Annotated in this window: 15 protein-coding genes; 7 read left to right on the forward strand and 8 right to left on the reverse strand. The window is 67.2% G+C overall.

Going from position 1 to position 16,101, the window contains the following annotated elements; genetic code table 11:
* Positions 1–11 precede the first annotated feature (11 nt).
* Entirely contained in the window at positions 12–2,162 is a 2,151-nt protein-coding gene (locus ACFVV0_RS03980) for a S9 family peptidase (RefSeq protein WP_387058519.1), read from the reverse strand.
* 51 nt (positions 2,163–2,213) lie between these two features.
* Here ACFVV0_RS03980 and ACFVV0_RS03985 point away from each other — a divergent pair, with 51 nt between their 5' ends.
* Together ACFVV0_RS03985 and ACFVV0_RS03990 are read left to right on the forward strand one after the other, a co-directional pair.
* On the forward strand, positions 2,214–3,914 hold the full coding sequence (locus ACFVV0_RS03985) for an alpha-glucosidase (RefSeq protein ID WP_387058522.1): 1,701 nt from the start codon (positions 2,214–2,216) through the stop codon (positions 3,912–3,914).
* A gap of 76 nt (positions 3,915–3,990) precedes the next feature.
* Positions 3,991–4,434, forward strand: coding sequence for an SRPBCC domain-containing protein (locus ACFVV0_RS03990; protein WP_387058524.1), 444 nt, complete (start codon positions 3,991–3,993; stop codon positions 4,432–4,434).
* Here ACFVV0_RS03990 and ACFVV0_RS03995 read toward each other — a convergent pair.
* From ACFVV0_RS03995 to ACFVV0_RS04005, 3 genes are all read right to left on the reverse strand, one after another.
* Positions 4,431–4,931, reverse strand: coding sequence for a TetR/AcrR family transcriptional regulator (locus tag ACFVV0_RS03995; RefSeq protein WP_387058527.1), 501 nt, complete (start codon positions 4,929–4,931; stop codon positions 4,431–4,433). The two genes, ACFVV0_RS03990 and ACFVV0_RS03995, sit on opposite strands and share 4 nt — an antisense overlap.
* A gap of 177 nt (positions 4,932–5,108) precedes the next feature.
* Positions 5,109–7,421: a transglycosylase domain-containing protein gene (locus ACFVV0_RS04000; protein ID WP_387058530.1), complete on the reverse strand. Its 2,313-nt coding sequence runs from the start codon at positions 7,419–7,421 to the stop codon at positions 5,109–5,111.
* A gap of 86 nt (positions 7,422–7,507) precedes the next feature.
* Positions 7,508–7,960, reverse strand: coding sequence for a MarR family winged helix-turn-helix transcriptional regulator (locus tag ACFVV0_RS04005; RefSeq protein WP_387058533.1), 453 nt, complete (start codon positions 7,958–7,960; stop codon positions 7,508–7,510).
* A 364-nt stretch (positions 7,961–8,324) separates the two neighbouring features.
* Between ACFVV0_RS04005 and ACFVV0_RS04010 the strand changes: the two genes are divergently transcribed.
* The 3 genes from ACFVV0_RS04010 to ACFVV0_RS04020 all read left to right on the forward strand — a co-directional run bounded on the left by ACFVV0_RS04010 (position 8,325) and on the right by ACFVV0_RS04020 (position 11,010).
* Positions 8,325–9,002, forward strand: a complete 678-nt coding sequence (locus ACFVV0_RS04010; RefSeq protein ID WP_387058535.1) for a PadR family transcriptional regulator — start codon at positions 8,325–8,327, stop codon at positions 9,000–9,002.
* Positions 9,003–9,178: 176 nt separating this feature from the next.
* Positions 9,179–10,192: an ATP-binding cassette domain-containing protein gene (locus ACFVV0_RS04015; RefSeq protein WP_387058538.1), complete on the forward strand. Its 1,014-nt coding sequence runs from the start codon at positions 9,179–9,181 to the stop codon at positions 10,190–10,192.
* A complete protein-coding gene (locus tag ACFVV0_RS04020; protein WP_387058541.1) occupies positions 10,189–11,010 on the forward strand; it encodes an ABC transporter permease in 822 nt (273 codons plus the stop codon). The genes ACFVV0_RS04015 and ACFVV0_RS04020 overlap by 4 nt, the downstream gene beginning before the upstream one ends.
* Before the next feature lie 138 nt (positions 11,011–11,148).
* On the opposite strand, the gene ACFVV0_RS04025 is transcribed toward ACFVV0_RS04020, so the two are convergent.
* Together ACFVV0_RS04025 and upp are read right to left on the reverse strand one after the other, a co-directional pair.
* On the reverse strand, positions 11,149–11,901 hold the full coding sequence (locus ACFVV0_RS04025) for a winged helix-turn-helix domain-containing protein (RefSeq protein ID WP_387058544.1): 753 nt from the start codon (positions 11,899–11,901) through the stop codon (positions 11,149–11,151).
* A gap of 409 nt (positions 11,902–12,310) precedes the next feature.
* Positions 12,311–12,943 carry a uracil phosphoribosyltransferase gene (upp, locus tag ACFVV0_RS04030; protein WP_387058547.1) on the reverse strand — a complete coding sequence of 211 codons (633 nt, stop codon included), beginning with the start codon at positions 12,941–12,943 and terminating at the stop codon, positions 12,311–12,313.
* 76 nt (positions 12,944–13,019) lie between these two features.
* Here upp and tadA point away from each other — a divergent pair, with 76 nt between their 5' ends.
* Entirely contained in the window at positions 13,020–13,451 is a 432-nt protein-coding gene (gene tadA / locus ACFVV0_RS04035; protein WP_387058550.1) for a tRNA adenosine(34) deaminase TadA, read from the forward strand.
* Here the strand turns inward: tadA and ACFVV0_RS04040 are convergent.
* Together ACFVV0_RS04040 and ACFVV0_RS04045 are read right to left on the reverse strand one after the other, a co-directional pair.
* On the reverse strand, positions 13,385–14,227 hold the full coding sequence (locus ACFVV0_RS04040; RefSeq protein ID WP_387058553.1) for a glutamine amidotransferase: 843 nt from the start codon (positions 14,225–14,227) through the stop codon (positions 13,385–13,387). The genes tadA and ACFVV0_RS04040 overlap by 67 nt on opposite strands.
* On the reverse strand, positions 14,224–15,186 hold the full coding sequence (locus ACFVV0_RS04045; protein ID WP_387058556.1) for a cation diffusion facilitator family transporter: 963 nt from the start codon (positions 15,184–15,186) through the stop codon (positions 14,224–14,226). Before ACFVV0_RS04045 ends, ACFVV0_RS04040 begins: the two co-directional genes overlap by 4 nt.
* A 23-nt stretch (positions 15,187–15,209) precedes the next feature.
* Here ACFVV0_RS04045 and proC point away from each other — a divergent pair, with 23 nt between their 5' ends.
* On the forward strand, positions 15,210–16,058 hold the full coding sequence (gene proC / locus ACFVV0_RS04050) for a pyrroline-5-carboxylate reductase (protein WP_387058559.1): 849 nt from the start codon (positions 15,210–15,212) through the stop codon (positions 16,056–16,058).
* The last annotated feature ends 43 nt before the right edge of the window (positions 16,059–16,101 follow it).

Raw genomic sequence — 16,101 nt, forward strand, 5'->3', positions numbered from 1 at the left:
CTCGACCGCGTTTACTCCCCGGTGGGATGCGCGCCGACCGCGTCGACGAGCCAGGCGTACGAGAACGCCCGCTCCCGCCAGGCGGAATAGCGGCCCGAGACACCGCCGTGGCCTGCCGCCATCTCGACCTTGAGCAGCGCATCCGCGCCCACCTCGCGCAGCTTCGCCACCCACTTCGCCGGCTCGACGTACAGCACGCGGGTGTCATTGAGGCTCGTGACCGCGAGGATGCGCGGGTAGTGCGTCTCGTGCACGTTCTCGAGCGGCGAGTACGACTTCATGTACGCGTACACCTCGGGGTCGTGCAGCGGGTCGCCCCACTCGTCCCACTCGATCACCGTCAGCGGCAGCGACGGGTCCAGGATGCTCGTGAGCGGGTCGACGAACGGCACCTCGGCGAGGATCCCGGCGAAGTACCGCGGCGCCAGGTTCGCGACGGCGCCCATCAGCAGCCCGCCCGCGCTGCCGCCCTGCGCTGCCAGCCGGTCGGGGGAGGTCCAACCCGTGTCGATCAGGTGCCGGGCGCTCTCGACGAAGTCGGTGAACGTGTTCTTCTTGTGCAGCTTCTTCCCGTTCTCGTACCAGAGCCGGCCGAGCTCCCCGCCCCCGCGCACGTGGGCGATCGCGAACACGATTCCCCGGTCGAGCAGGCTGAGCCTCGGGATGCCGAACGACGGATCCATGCTGGCCTCGTACGACCCGTAGCCGTACAGCACGAGCGGCGCCGGCTCCCCAGGCGTGACCAGGTCGCGGCGATACACGAGCGAGATCGGGATGCGCGTGCCGTCCTTGGCGGTGGCCCACTCCCTCCGCTGCTCGAACAACTCGGGGTCGAACTCGCCGAGCACGGCCTGCCTCTTGCGCACCGTCAGCTCGCGCGTGCGCACGTCGTAGTCGAAGACGGTCGACGGCGTGACGAAGCTCCCGTAGCCGAGACGCAGCGTCGGCTGGGTCCACTCGGGGTTGCCGGCGACGCCCACCGTGAAGATCGGCTCGTCGAAGTGCAGCTCGTGCAGGGTGTCGTCACCGGACGAGTTCTCCTCGGGCACGCAGGCGACCGCCACACGGGTGAGGCCGTCGCGCCGGTACTCGACGGCCACGAAGTCGCGGAACGCATCCACCCCCTCGATGCGCACCTCGGGATTGTGCGGGAGCAGCGTGCGGCGGCGTCCCTGCGGATCGTTCGCGGAGACGCTCACGAGCTCGAAGTTGATCGCCCCGTCGTTGTGCACGATCAGCAGACGGTCGGCACCGGCCACGACGACGTGGTCGATGTCGTATTCGACGCCTTCCTTGCGCGGCCAGACGACCGTGAACTCGCCCGTCGGGTCGCCCGAGTCCAGGATCCACGCCTCGCTGGTGATGCTCGACCCCGCCTCGATGACCAGGTAACGGCGGCTGCGTGTGAGTCCGACGCCGACCCAGTACCGCTCATCCGGCTCGGTGAACACCTTCACGTCGGTGCGGGAGCCGTCGGACTCCACCGCGGGACCGACGCCGACAGGATGCCGCCAGACCGTGTCGGGACGCCACGCGTCGTCGACGGTCGTGTAGAAGACGTACCGGCCGCTCTGGTCGAACAGGGCACCGCCCGCGGTCCCGGAGATCTCGTCGGGGAAGGTGACCCCGTCGTCAACCAGAGAGCGGATGCGGATCGTGTACCGCTCGTCGCCTTCGGTGTCGACCGCCCACAGCAGGCGGGTGCCGTCTGCGCTCACGTCGAAGCTTCCCAGCGAGTAGAAGTCGAGCCCAGCGGCCTCGACGTTGTCATCGAGCAGGATCTGTTCGCCGGGCAGACCGTTGCGCTGCGCCTCCTCGTCGAGTGCGGGCGGCTCCCAGTCGTCGGGGCCCGAGATCGGCGCGCGGCAGTGGATGCCGTACTGCTGTCCCTCGACCGTGCGCGTGTAGTACCACCAGTCGCCCTCGCGCGTCGGAACGCTCAGGTCGGTCTCGCGGGTGCGCTCCTTGATCTCCTCGAAGATCTGCTCGCGCAGCATCGACAGGTGCTCGGTTCGGGCGCCCGTGTATGCGTTCTCCTCCGCCAGATGGGCGAGCACCGCCGGGTCGTCCTTCTCCCGCAGCCACTCGTAGTCGTCGATGTAGACGTCTCCGTGCTGCACGCGCTCCGTCGGTTTCTTCGCTGTCTGCGGCGCCTCGATCATTCGTTCAGGCTACCGGCTGGGCTTCGCTGAACGAGTAGGTAGTCTGAGGCGATGAGCGACAAGTGGTGGCACTCGGCGGTCGTCTACCAGATCTACCCGCGGAGCTTCGCGGACTCCAACGGTGACGGCATCGGCGACCTGAGGGGCATCATCGAGCACCTCGACCACCTGGAGGATCTCGGCGTCGATGTGGTCTGGCTGTCGCCGATCTACGCCTCCCCGCACGACGACAACGGCTACGACATCAGCGATTACCAGGCGATCGACCCGCTGTTCGGAACCTTCGACGACTTCGACGAACTGCTCGCGGGGCTCCACGCCCGCGGCATGAAACTCGTCATGGACCTGGTCGTCAACCACACCTCCGACGAGCATCCGTGGTTCGTCGAGTCGGCGAGCAGCACGCAGAACCCCAAGCGCGACTGGTACTGGTGGCGGTCGCCACGTGCCGGGATCGCCCCCGGCGCGCACGGCGCCGAGCCGAACAACTGGGGTTCCTTCTTCTCCGGATCGGCGTGGAAGCTCGACCCCGCCTCGGGCGAGTACTACCTGCACCTCTTCTCGCCCAAGCAGCCCGACCTCAACTGGGAGAACCCCGAGGTTCGCGATGCGGTCTACGCGATGATGAACTGGTGGCTCGACCGCGGCGTCGACGGCTTCCGGATGGACGTGATCAATTTCATCTCGAAGGTCCCGTCCCTGCCCGACGTCGAGGTCGTGCCCGGTCACCTCTTCGGCGATGGCTACCCGTATTTCGGCCAGGGCCCGCGCATCCACGAGTTCCTCCATGAGATGCACGACCGCGTCTTCGCCGGCCGCGAGGACCGCTACCTCACCGTCGGCGAGATGCCGGGCGTCACGGTCGAGGATGCGCAGCTCTTCACCGACCAGGATCGTGCCGAACTCGACATGGTCTTCCAGTTCGAGCACGTGGACCTCGACCACGGCCCCGGCGGCAAGTGGGATCACCGCGACGCGAGCGTGCTCGACCTGAAGCGGTCGTTCGGCAAATGGCAGAAGGGGCTGGCCGCCGCCGGCTGGAACAGCCTCTACTGGAACAACCACGACCAGCCCCGGGTGGTCAGCCGTTTCGGGGACGACGGCGCGGCTCGCCACCAGTCGGCGACCGCCCTCGCCACCGTGCTCCATCTGCAGCGCGGAACCCCGTACATCTACCAGGGCGAGGAGCTCGGGATGACGAACGTCCCCTTCCAGGGGATCTCCGACTTCCGCGACATCGAGACCCTCAACCACTACTCCGAGGCCGTCGACGTTCTCGGCGCCTCTCCGGCTCAGGTGCTCGCCGCCCTGCGCCGCACCAGCCGCGACAACGCCCGCACCCCGGTGCAATGGTCGACGGATGCGAACGCGGGCTTCACGACCGCGACCCCGTGGATCCAGGCGAACCCCAATTACACGGAGATCAACGCGGCTGCACAGCGCGACGACCCCTCCTCTGTCCTCGCGTATTACAGAGCCCTGATCGACCTCCGCCACCGCGAGCCGGCCATCTCGGAAGGCTCTTTCGAAATGGTGCTGCCTGAGCATCCCCAGATCTTCGCCTACACGCGCACCCTCGGGGATCGCAGCCTGCTCGTTCTCGTGAATCTGACCGGCGAGCCCGCCGAATACGGGCTTCCTGACGCTGCCGAGTGGGTGGATGCGCGCCTCGTCCTCACCAACCTGCCGGGCGCTCCTGCCATCGGCGAAGGACACCTCGCACCCTGGCAGGCACTCGTCATCTCGCGCTGATCGCCGGGATTGCCCATTGTGCTCTGGGCGGCGTGGGTGTGTGATGGGGCGCGAGGCCACGGGTGAGGAGGCGATCATGGGCAGCTATGTTGCGCGTGCGGAGGTGGATGTCGCTGCGCCGAGGGAGGCCGTGTGGCGGGTGCTTGCGTCGAACGGCTCGCATCCGGAGATCTTGTTCGGTGCGGAGATCGAATCGGACTGGCGACTGGGCAGCCGGATCTTCTGGCGCGGAACCTACGAGGGCAAGCCCTTCGAAGACCACGGTGTCGTCATCGAGCTGGAACAGCCGTCCCGGATCGTGCTGACGCATTTCAGTCCGCTCAGCGGACAGCCCGACATCCCCGAGAACTACCACACGCTGCGATTCGAGCTCGACGAGATCCGGCGGGGAACGCACGTCACACTGGACCAGGACAACAACCCGACGGCTGAGGCGGCACAGCACTCGCGGTCGGTGTGGGTGGCGATGCTCGAGGGCGTGCGAACGGTCGCCGAGCGCGGCTGGGTCGCCGCCCGCTAGTCGCCGAAGGCTTCGCGCAGAAAAGCACCGAGGAACACGTCGAAGGCTGCGACCGTCGTGTCTTCGTCCCCCGTGAGGAGGAATCCGAAGTGCAGGCCGGCCGCGGTGTCTACGAGCCAGTGCGACAGGATGCTCGCACGGTCCGTATCCAGCCCCCGCGTCTCGAGCCACTCGTCGACGATGTCGAGCCATTCGGAGAAGGAGGTGGTGATCCGCTTGCCGATGTCCGGATCGATGGGCTCGAGCGCGCCGGCCTCGAACTGCAGGCGCAGCCCCGTGCGGTTGGTCTCGCGCAGCGAGTGCCGGAACGCCTCTTTGTACCAGGCGGCGAACTGGTCGCGATCGAACGAGTTCACGTCGACGCCGGCGATGGATTCCTGCTGCAGTCGCACGCCCTCTTCGAGGATGGCGTCGATCATCTCCTGGCGCGAGCCGAAATGGTAGACGAACGAGTACGTGCTCACCCCGAGTGCGTTCGCGAGACTCCGGAAGGTCATTCTCGAGAGGGGTTCGGTCGCGACATGGTCCATGATGCGACCGAGGAGCTCGGGCTTCCGAGTTGGGTCTGGTGTGCGTCCCACGAGACAACAATAGGCGAGGTGCCGAACCCGTTGCTTGTATTTGGAGCTATTTGAGCCCGCATCCCGGTATTCGTTCCATCACGGTCGCGAAGGTCATCCCCGTCCGCCGCGACCGCCGTCTCCGCCGCCGTTCCCGCGGCCGTTGTTGTCGCCGTTTCCCGCATTGCCGGGATCAGGCTGGGGCGGCTGGGCGGGCCCGGGCGCTGGGGTCGCTGCCGGCGGTGGCGTCGGCGCCTTGGTGTACTTGCCGGCCGGAGCCGCGAACGCGTCACCGCCGTATGCGGCGTTGAGGGCGCGAACGATCGGCTTGACGATGGCGAACTTCACATTGCCTCCGCCGACGCCCTGGAAGGACTGTCTCCGAAGCGCAACGGATCCCACCACATTGCCGACCCAGGTGGCCTGCGCCGTCTTGGTCGTGGAGGTGACGAGCCAGTTCGACACCGAGCCGTCCGTCGTTCCGGTCTTGCCGAAGATCGGGATGCCGTCGCCCGGGTTCGCAGATGCCGCTGTTCCGCCACCACGGAGCACGCCCTGCAGAGCGTAGATGGCACCCGCCGCCACCCCCGGATCGATCGGAGTCGTCGAGCACTCGCTCTTCGGTACGGCGTGCTCGGCTCCCTCGGCGTCGACGACCTTGTCGATGGCGATCGCGCTGCAGGCGACGCCGTTGTTCGCGATGCCGGCGTACGCGGTCGCCATGGTGAGCGGTGCGATGTAGTTCGTGCCCAGCACGGCCGACGGGTTCGCGCGGAACGGATTCTGGGCTTCATCGGCACCGTGCACCAGCAGGTCCTGCGCGCGCTGCTTGATGCCGCAGAGGTCGACCTTCGTGCCCATCATCGCGAAGACCGAGTTGATCGACTGGGCGGTGGCGGTCATGACGCTGGTGTTCCCCGCCGACTCGCCCTCGTCGTTGGCGACCGGCCAGGGGGCTCCTCCGATGTCTCGGCATGGCGCGCTCGAGTGGAACATCGTCTGCGGGAACAGGTGCATCGATCCGTCGACCGATTCGTTCAGGGAGTGGCCTTCCTGCAGCCACTGGAGCAGGTCGAACGCCTTGTATGCGGAGCCGGTCTGGAACCCTTCCGAACCGCCGTATTCATAGTCGGTGTTGTAGTTGACGGCCGTCGTGCCCGGCGCCGGTTCGGCGGTGTTGTCGTATGGCCTGTTCTGCACCATCGTGATCACCCGGCCCGTGCCCACTTCGACCGAGACGTTCGAAGCGCCGAGATTGAGCCTCGGGCTCGTGGGCGGGATGTAGGCGCTGAGCGCCTGCTGAGCGGTGTTCTGCAGATCGAGGTTGAGCGTCGTGTAGATCTTGAGACCGCCGCGGCTGAGGAAGGCCGTGCGGTCGTCGTCGGTCGCGCCGAAGATCGCGTTCTGCTCGATGGTGCGCTCGACGAAGTCGCAGAAGAAGGCGGCGTTGTACTGCTGCGCCGTCATGCAGCCGTTCTGCTTCGGGGTGATCTTGGGCTCGATCTTGGTCGCAATCGCGTCGTCGCGCTCTTTGGTCGTGATCTTGCCTGCCGCGAGCATCCGGTCGAGCACGTAGTTGCGTCGGTCCAGCGTCTCGGCGTAGCCGTTCGCCGCGCCGTTCGCCTTGTCGTTCGGCTTGTCGATCCGCAGGTTGTCCGGGTTGTTCAGGATTGCGACGAGGGTGGCCGACTGCGGCAGGGTGAGTCCACTGGCGGGCACTCCGAAGTAGTACGAAGCGGCCGACTGCACGCCGTAGACCCGGCCCCCGAACAGCGCGATGTTCAGATAGCTCTGCAGGATCTGGTTCTTCGTGTACTCCTTCTCGAGCCCGATCGCGTAGCGCATCTCTTTGAGCTTGCGCACGGGGTCGACCTTGGTCGCGTCGTTGTAGCACGAAGCGAAGATCGCCAGCTGCTTCTTCTGCACGGCGGCCGTCGCGGTGATGTCGGGCTGCTTGTTCTCGCAGCGCTGCACGAGGATGTTCTTCACGTACTGCTGCGTGATCGATGAGCCGCCCTGAACATCCCGGTGCAGGGCCGTCAGCACGGCGCCGCGGACGGTGCCCGTGACATCGATGCCGCCGTGCTCGTAGAACCGCGGATCTTCGGTGGCCACCGCCGCGTCTTTCAGGGTCTGGGCGATATCGTTCCAGCCGACCTCTTCACGGTTCTGCGAATAGAAGGTCGCGATCGGGATCTGCTGGCCGTTCGAGGTGGCGTACATCGTCGAGGCCTGCGCGAGCGGCTCGACCTTGATGTACTCCGGGAGCCCGTCGAACACGCCGATGGTGGAGTCGGCGGCCGAGCCGGTGAGGGCGACCGCCGGAGTGACCGCCGCTGCCGCGAGCACGCCCGCGACGGCGCTCAGGGCGACGAACCCGATCAGCGCCGGTGCCCACGTCCAGCGCCTGCTCGCGGAACCGTTCATGGCGTCATGATACGCGGCGAATGTGAGGGGCCAACCCCTTCCGTGCGCTTAAATGCGGAGAACCGGATGCCGTGGACAGCGCCGGGTCAGGCCCCGCCGCGGAGTTTGTCGCACAGCTGCGCCAGCTGTTCGAGCTCCTCCTGGTCGAGCCGGCCGCCGACCCGTTCGGTGATCGTCTTCATGTGCTCGACGGCGACGCGACGGAACATGTCGTAACCCTCGTCGGTGAGGCGGATGATCGTTCCGCGCGCATCCGAGGGCTCAGGGCACTTGGCGACCAGACCACGCGAGACGAGCCGGTCGATCAGCCTGCTCACGCTCGGCTGGGTGAGCAGCACGTGCTTGTTGAGGTCGCGCATCCTCAGCTCGCGGTTCGGCTGACGTGACAGGTTGAACAGCACGTCGTACTCGTTGAACGAGATGTCCCTGGTCGGGAACTCCGCCGCCAGTGTTCGCATGACCGCCACCTGGGCACGGAAAAGCGATTCCCAGGCGCTCACGGCGTTCGTTCGCGCCTTCACTCGCTCTTGCGTAGGCATCCCGGGCCTCCTCGTGGTGTGTCCACGCATGCCTTATCGACGCATGCATTCGCATCATCCCACCACCGGCTGACACGGTCATCAGTGCCACCACGGTTAAACAGATTGAGGGCCGGCCGCAGAGGCTAGCGGCCGGCCCTCTCCCTTGCACCAAGAGTGTCCTGCAATCACATTCCGCGTTGGCTGCCACAGCAAACAACTAACGCTCTTGAACTATATAACGAAGAGGTAACGGCCGCTAGTTACCTGTTCGTTATTTTTGCTGCGAGTTTTCTATGTGCCAATTTCTCGTCGATCGCGGGGATGCGGCGCTGGACATTTCACTCGAACTCGAATACTCTGAGTCGAGTATTCGGAGGTGAGTATGTCCAAGAGACCGGTGTCGAACCCATTGGCCCTAGCCGTGCTGTCGTGCCTGTGGGAACGGCCGATGTACCCGTACGAGATGACCACCTCCATGCGCGAGCGCGGCAAGGAAGACAGCATCCGCCTCAACTTCGGCTCGCTCTACTCGGTGATCAAGTCGCTCGAGAAGAACGGCCTCATCGCGGTCGCTCAGACCGAGCGGGAGGGCAACCGGCCCGAGCGTGTCGTCTACGAGATCACGGATGCGGGCCGCCGCGAGGCAGACGAGTGGCTGCGCGAGCTCATCGACACTCCCGCGAAGGAGTACCCGGCCATCGAGACCGGCCTGTCGCTCATGGCCATGCTCCCGCCGGCGACGGTGGTCGAGCTGCTGGAGAAGCGGGTGGAGCGACTCGACGCCGAGATCGCCTCGCGAGGGAAGCAGCTGACGGGCGAGGCCGCCGCGGTCCCCGAGCTCTTCATGGTCGAGTTCCACTACAAGACCGCGATGCTCGTGGCCGAGCGGGCGCACCTCGGTCAGCTGGCCGAGCGCATCCGCAACCGGTCGATCGAGGGTTTCGAGATGTGGGAGCAGCTGCACGCGCTGCTCGCCCAGGGTCTCAGCATGGCCGACATCAACACGATGGTGTCGGCCGGCGACTTCGGACAGGAGGTGGCCGACCTGCTGGGACAGTGAGAACCGCAACACAGAGACACCGAAACAGAATGATGACCGGAGAGCGGCAACTCTCCGGCCATCGAAACCCCAGTCGTTCCGTGAGGAACCTGCGTCAACAGTCACCGAGGGTCCCTTGTATGGTACCGCGCAGATCTTCACGGACGGCATTCTCCGAAATCAGAAAGGGAGCCACCGTGGCTGCACAATACACGGGGGAGTCGGCGCTCGCCGCCGAGAACCTCGTCAAGACCTACAAGGCCGGCCGGGGCAAGACGCCCGTCCGCGCCCTCGACGGACTCAGCTTCGCTGCCGAGACCGGAACCGTCTTCGGCCTGCTCGGGCCGAACGGCGCCGGCAAGTCCACCACCATCAAGATCCTCTCCACGCTCGCCCGGGCCGACTCGGGCACGGCGTTCGTGGCCGGGATCGACGTGACCCGCAATCCGGCCCGCGTGCGGCGCTCGATCGGGTTCGTCGCGCAGAAGTCGGTCGCCGATCCGATGGACACCGGGGTCGAGAACCTCGTGCTCGCCGGGAGGCTGCAGGGTCTGAGCGCACGGGATGCGCACGCCCGTGCCGCGGAGCTGCTCGACCGGTTCAGCCTCACCGAGCATGCCGCGCGGCAGGTGAAGACGTACTCGGGCGGAATGGCCCGCAAACTCGACGTGGCCATCGGCCTGATGCACCGGCCGACCGTGCTGTTCCTCGACGAGCCGACCACGGGCCTCGATCCGGAGGCGCGTGCGGAGCTGTGGGCGGAGATCGAGCGGATGACCGCCGCCGAGAACATGACCGTGCTGCTGACGACGCACTACCTCGAAGAGGCCGACAGGCTCGCCAAGAGACTCGCCATCGTCGACCACGGAACGGTCGTAGCCGGCGGAACCCCCGAAGAGCTGAAGAACGACCTGCGCGGCGACGCCGTGATCGTCGAGCTCACGGCCGACAGCGACCCCTTCGCCGCCCTCGAAGCGCTGAGCCGAGTGGATGCGCTGCGCGAGGTCGGCGGAGACGGCCACACTCTGCGTGCCCGGGCCGACAACGGCGCGGCGACGCTCCCGCTGGCGCTCGCCGCCCTCGACGCCGCGGCGATCACCGTCGCCTCGGCCACCGTCGCCCGGCCGAGCCTGGACGACGTGTACCTGCGGCACACCGGCCGCACCCTCGGCAAGGCTCAGGAGAACTACGCACTGGAGAACGCATCATGACCGCCATCGCATCGCAGAGCATCCCGGCTCGCATCTCGGCACCGACCTTCTTCACGCACACGGCCATCCTCACGGGTCGGCAGCTGCGTGCGGCCTGGCGGATGCCGGCCTTCCTGGTGATGAACCTCATCCAGCCGATCATCTGGTTGCTGCTCTTCGGGCAGCTGTTCAAGGCGGTCGTCCAGATCCCGGGCTTCGGCAACGGCCAGAGCTACCTGGAGTTCCTGACGCCCGGCATCGTGATGATGATGGCCCTGTTCGGAAGCGCGTGGTCGGGCACGGTCTACATCCAGGACATGCAGCGAGGGGTGATGGATCGCTTCCTCACCTCGCCGACCAACCGCGGCGCCCTGATCGTGTCGTCGCTCGTGTACCAGTCGATCCTCGCCATCTGCCAGTCACTGGTCGTGATCGGGATCGCCTTCTGGGCGGGAGCGCGCTTCGAGGGGGGCTTCGTCGGCATCGTTCTGCTCCTGCTCGCCGTCGTGCTTCTGACCGCGGTCTTCTGCTCGCTGTCGAACGCGGTGGCACTGCTCGCCCGTGATCAGACCGCGCTGATCGGGATCTCGCAGATCATCACGCTCCCGCTCATGTTCCTCAGTTCGGCGATCATGAACACGAAACTCTCGCCGGAGTGGGTGCAGAACGTCGCTGCGTACAACCCGTTCGAGTGGGCGGTCGTCGTGGGGCGGGAGGCTCTGAGCGCGAACCCGGACTGGGCATCCCTCTGGGGCCACGTCGGACTGCTCGCTGCGCTGACGGTCGTCATGGCGACGCTCGCCACGAGCGCCTTCCGCGCCTACCAGCGCTCCGCCTAGTCGCGCGACCCGCCCAACCCGCGCGGTCCGCCGAAAACGCAATCGAGTCCAGTCTTAATCACCCTGAGACAGAGGTCTTAAGGGGATTGAGGCTGGACTCGATCGCGTTGGTGTCGCGGGAGCTTAGAGCGCGGGGGCTTAGAAGAGGTCGGGCGAGGGGGCGCTGGCGTGCCGGATGGAGACGTCGGCGTGGCGGTCGAACCGGTAGCCGACGCCGCGCACGGTGCGCACGATGTCCTCGTAGCGGCCGAGCTTGGCGCGCAGCCGGCGAACGTGAACGTCGATGGTCCGCTCGTTCGGCACCTCGTCGTCGGCGGCGCCCCACAGCGAACTGATCAGCTCGGCGCGCTCGATCGTGCGTCCCTCGCGCAGCACCAGGTACTGGAGGAGCTCGAACTCCTTGTAGGTGAGCGCCGCGGTCTGGTTGTCGAGCAGGAGGCGCTTGCGCGAGATGTCGACGACGACGCCACCGGATGCGCGGTCCTCGTCCTCTTCGACGGCTCCGGAGTGACGGTGCTTGGCGATGGCGGCCGGGTCCTGCAGAGCGAGGCGCACCACATCCACGTCGCGTCCACCGGCGCCTTCCGGGGCGAGGGCGACCGCGGCGTACGTCTCGGCCGAGGGAGCGATCTCGGCGGTGAGGCGCTTGAGGGCCTCGACGATGCGACCGAGGTCGGTGCCCGCCGCGGCGGCCTTCGCCTCGTCGATTCCGACGTAGAGCACGAAGCCGCGGGCCTCGGTGCCGCTCGGAACGGCGCGGATCTGCGGGGCGGGGGATGCGGCGGCAGGCTGTGCCGGCGCGGGGGCCGAGGCCGGGGCGGCGGTCGAAGCCGGTGCGGCGGAGAGTCGGCGAGTGGGGGCGAAATCGGTGTCGATGGTTGCGAGAGACATGGGATGAAGTCCTTTGTGATGATGCTGGAATCCACTGCCGCCGGTTTCGGCTTCCCGTGAGCTGTCGGATTATCCGACCGATGAGGTGACGGGGAGGAGGGATTCGCGAGTTTTGTGTTGGGCCTTCAAAAGCGGCCGGTAATCGGATGCGTGAGTGTGGCGCATCCGGGAACCAAGGGCCTGGCTCGACTCAGTGGGTCGGCGGCCGGCTGGTTCGGCGAAGGGTCGTCAGATTAGCGACACATTCGGCAACACATGACCGAAGCGCTGCCGGGCATCATCATGCCGGCATTCCCAGGGGCCTCGAAGGAGGTCAGGGTGCGCGAGTTGTCAGTCATACCCGCAAGTAAAGCGAACAGTGACGCGCGATGTCAAATTGTTTCGCTTTGTTGCGGCGCGTGACGGCCGCTCAGACCGTGCCGTAGAGGCGGTCTCCCGCGTCTCCGAGACCCGGCACGATGTAGCCGTTCTCGTTGAGGCGCTCGTCGAGCGCGCCGAGCACGATGGTGACGTCGCGGCCCTCGGTGGCCTTCTCGAGTGCGGCGATGCCCTCGGGCGCGGCGAGGATGCAGATGGCCGTCACATCCACGGCGCCGCGGTTGAAGAGGAATTCGATGGCCGTGCCCAGCGAGCCGCCGGTGGCGAGCATCGGGTCGAGCACGAAGCACTGACGGTCGGAGAGGTCTTCGGGGAGGCGCTCGGCGTACGTCGTCGGCTCGAGGGTCTGCTCATTGCGGACCATCCCGAGAAAGCCGACCTCTGCGGTAGGCATGAGCCTGACCATGCCCTCGAGCATCCCGAGGCCTGCGCGAAGGATGGGGACCACCAGCGGGCGCGGCTCGCTCAGCTTCACGCCGACGGTCTTCGTGACCGGGGTCTCGATCTCCTGCGGTTCGACGCGCACGCCGCGGGTCGCCTCGTAGGCGAGCAGAGTGACGAGTTCTTCGGTGAGGGCGCGGAACACCGGAGACGGCGTCTCTTTGTTGCGCAGCACCGTCAGCTTGTGGGTGATGAGAGGGTGGTCGGCAACGTGAACGCGCATAGGCTCAAGGCTACCGAACATATTCGTCTGGAGTGCCTGCTTGAGTCTGCCCGTTCCTCCCGTCTACGCCGAATGGATGCGCGTTGCCATCGCCGACGCCCGTCTCGCCTTCGGCACGGGCGACGTTCCGGTCGCGGCGCTGGTGCTCGACGAGAACGGCGTCGTCATCGGCACCGGACGCAACGAGCGCGAGCTGCGCAACGACCCGACCGCGCACGCCGAGGTGCTCGCGCTGCGGGAGGCCGCCGCATCGCGTGACGACTGGCATTTGGAGGGATGCACGCTCGTCGTCACGCTCGAGCCCTGCGTGATGTGCGCGGGCGCCGTGCTGGCGGCGCGGGTTCCGACGGTCGTGTTCGGAGCGTGGGACGAGAAGGCGGGCGCGGGGGGCTCCGTCTACGACGTGCTGCGCGACCGCCGGCTGAACCACCGTGTCGAGGTCTACGCCGGAGTGCTCGCCGAGGACTGCGCCGAGCTGCTGCTCGACTTCTTCCGCGCCAAGCGCTGACGTCCCGGGCGCTCGCGCGGTTCGGGTGAGGGCAACTGCGACAGCCACTCCGAGAACGCCCGCTGCGACGCATCCTGCATCGCCGCGGAGTAGCGTTCCCTGTCGGCGCGCAGGGCATCGGCGTCGAGCGCGTGCTCAGCGAGTTCGTTGTACCCCTCGGCGACCCACTGCTCGTGCATCTGGTCGGTGACCTCGGGGTGGAACTGGACCGCCAGGGTGAACCGGCCGATGGCGAAGGCTTCGTTGGAGTAGTCGGACGACGACGCGAGCAGGGTCGCGGTCGCGGGCAGCTCGAATGTGTCGCCGTGCCACTCGACCACGGGGACTCCGTCGAAGTGCCGGATCGGGGACCCGGCGCCCGCTTCCGTGGTTTGCACGCGCCGGTACCCGATCTGCATCGTGTCGCCCTTGTAGACGCGTTCGCCGAGGGCGCCCGCGATCAGCTGGGCGCCGAGGCACACGCCGAGGGTCGGGCGCTCCTCCCTGATCCTCTGCTGCAGGAGCGACTGCTCCGCCGCGAGGAAGGGGAACTCGTCGGTCTCGTACGCGCCCATCTCGCCCCCGAGAACGACGACGAGATCGGGTTCGGACGGGTCGATCGTGGCGACATCCTCGACCGCAACATCCACCACGCGTACGTCGTAGCCGTGTTCGCGAAGCACCGGTCCGATGTTGCCGAGGTGGATGCTCGGGTCGTGCTGCAGGACGAGTGCGGTGCGCGCCGGGCGGGCTGGGTCGGTCGTAGCGGGCACGCCGGCCAGGGCATCCGTCGTCATTCGAGACCTTTGATCACGATGGTGTCGGTCGCGGGGTGCTTCTCGTTCGGGTCGATCCACACGTCGGGCTCGATGTAGATCACGCGGGCGGCGGGAACAGCGGCACGGATGCGGCGCTCGACCGAGTCGATGGCGGCGGCGACATCCGCGAGCCGGTGCTCGCCCGACACGGCGAGCTTGGCGCCGACGAGCAGCTCGTCGGGGCCGAGATAAAGGGTCTTCATGTGGATGATGCGCTCGACCTCGTCACCGTCGAGGATCGCCTTCTCGATCGCGTCGACGTCGGCGTCGCTCGCACCCTCGCCGACGAGGAGGCTCTTCGTCTCCATGCCCAGGATGATCGCGACCACGATGAGCAGCGCGCCGATGAGGAGGGTGCCGATCGCATCCCAGACCCCGTTGCCCGTCACCACGGTGAGGCCGACGCCGATGAAGGCGAAGACCAGACCGGTGAGTGCGGCGACGTCCTCGAGCAGGACCACCGGCAGTTCGGGCGCCTTGGCGCGCCGGATGAACTGGACCCACGACATACCCACCTTGTGCGGGCGGGACTCGTGGACGGCCGTGCGAAGGGAGAAGGACTCGAGGCCGATCGCGATCAGCAGCACCAGGATCGGCAGCCACCAGTTCTCGAGCGGATGCGGGTGAGTGATCTTCTCGAAGCCCTCGTAGAGCGAGAACACGCCTCCGACCGAGAACAGGATGATCGAGACGACGAACGCGTAGACGTAGCGCTCGCGCCCGTAGCCGAACGGATGCTCGCGGTCGGCCTCCTTCTTCGCCCTGCGTCCGCCGAGGAGGAGGAGCAGCTGATTCCCGGAGTCGGCGAGGGAGTGCACGCCCTCCGCGAGCATCGACGACGAGCCGGAGAAGAACCAGGCGATGAACTTGGTAGCAGCGATGCCCAGGTTGGCGGCGAAGGCCGCGATAATCGCCCTGGTCCCACCTGATGCGCTCATGGCCTCCATCCTAGGATGGCCGCATGACCGACACGCAGAACGTCACGCTGCCGACGATCGCCCTCCTCGGGGCCGGATCGATGGGCCGCGCCATCCTCACCGGGCTCGTCGCCCCCGGCGTCACCGTCGAGGGCGGCATCCGGGTCACCAACCGGTCGGAAGCACGGGCGGCAGAGCTCGAACCCCTGCGCGGGGTCACCGCGTACGCGACCGAGAAGGATGCCGCCGCCAACCGGCTCGCCGTCGACGGCGCAGCCATCGTGCTGGTCGCCGTGAAGCCCGCGATGGTGCCCGACCTCCTCCGCGAGATCGGCGCATCCCTCACCCCGGGCGCCATCGTCGTCAGCGTCGCGGCCGGCGTCACGATCGATACCTTCGAGTCGCTGCTGCCCGACACCGTCTCGGTGGTGCGCTCGATGCCGAACACGCCCGCGATCGTGCGCAAGGCGGTCACCGGCATCAGCGGCGGCACCCGCGCGCAGCCCGACGATCTCGCCCTCGTGCGCGCCCTCTTCGAGACGGTCGGCGAGGTGGTGGAGGTGCCCGAATCGCAGCTGGATGCGCTGAGCACCATCTCCGGCTCCGGCCCGGCCTACGTCTTCTACCTCGTCGAACAGCTGACCCAGGCGGCCATCGGCAAGGGCTTCACGGCGGAGCAGGCCGCACAGCTCGTCAACGGAACCTTCCTCGGGGCGTCCGAGCTCCTCGTCACCTCGGGGGAGGACCCCGCCGAACTCCGCCGCCGCGTCACCAGCCCCGGCGGCACCACCGAGCGCGCCATCCAGGTCCTCGAATCCGCGCACCTCGCCGACCTCTTCGCTCGCGCCACCGACGCCGCCCTGGCCCGAGCCCGCGAACTAGCCGCGTCCTAGCTGCGCGTCGAGTCCTCACAAAATCGCCCGAAAAGCGTCGAGT

The organism is Leifsonia sp. NPDC058230, from assembly GCF_042882245.1.
Taxonomy (GTDB): Bacteria; Actinomycetota; Actinomycetes; order Actinomycetales; family Microbacteriaceae; genus Leifsonia.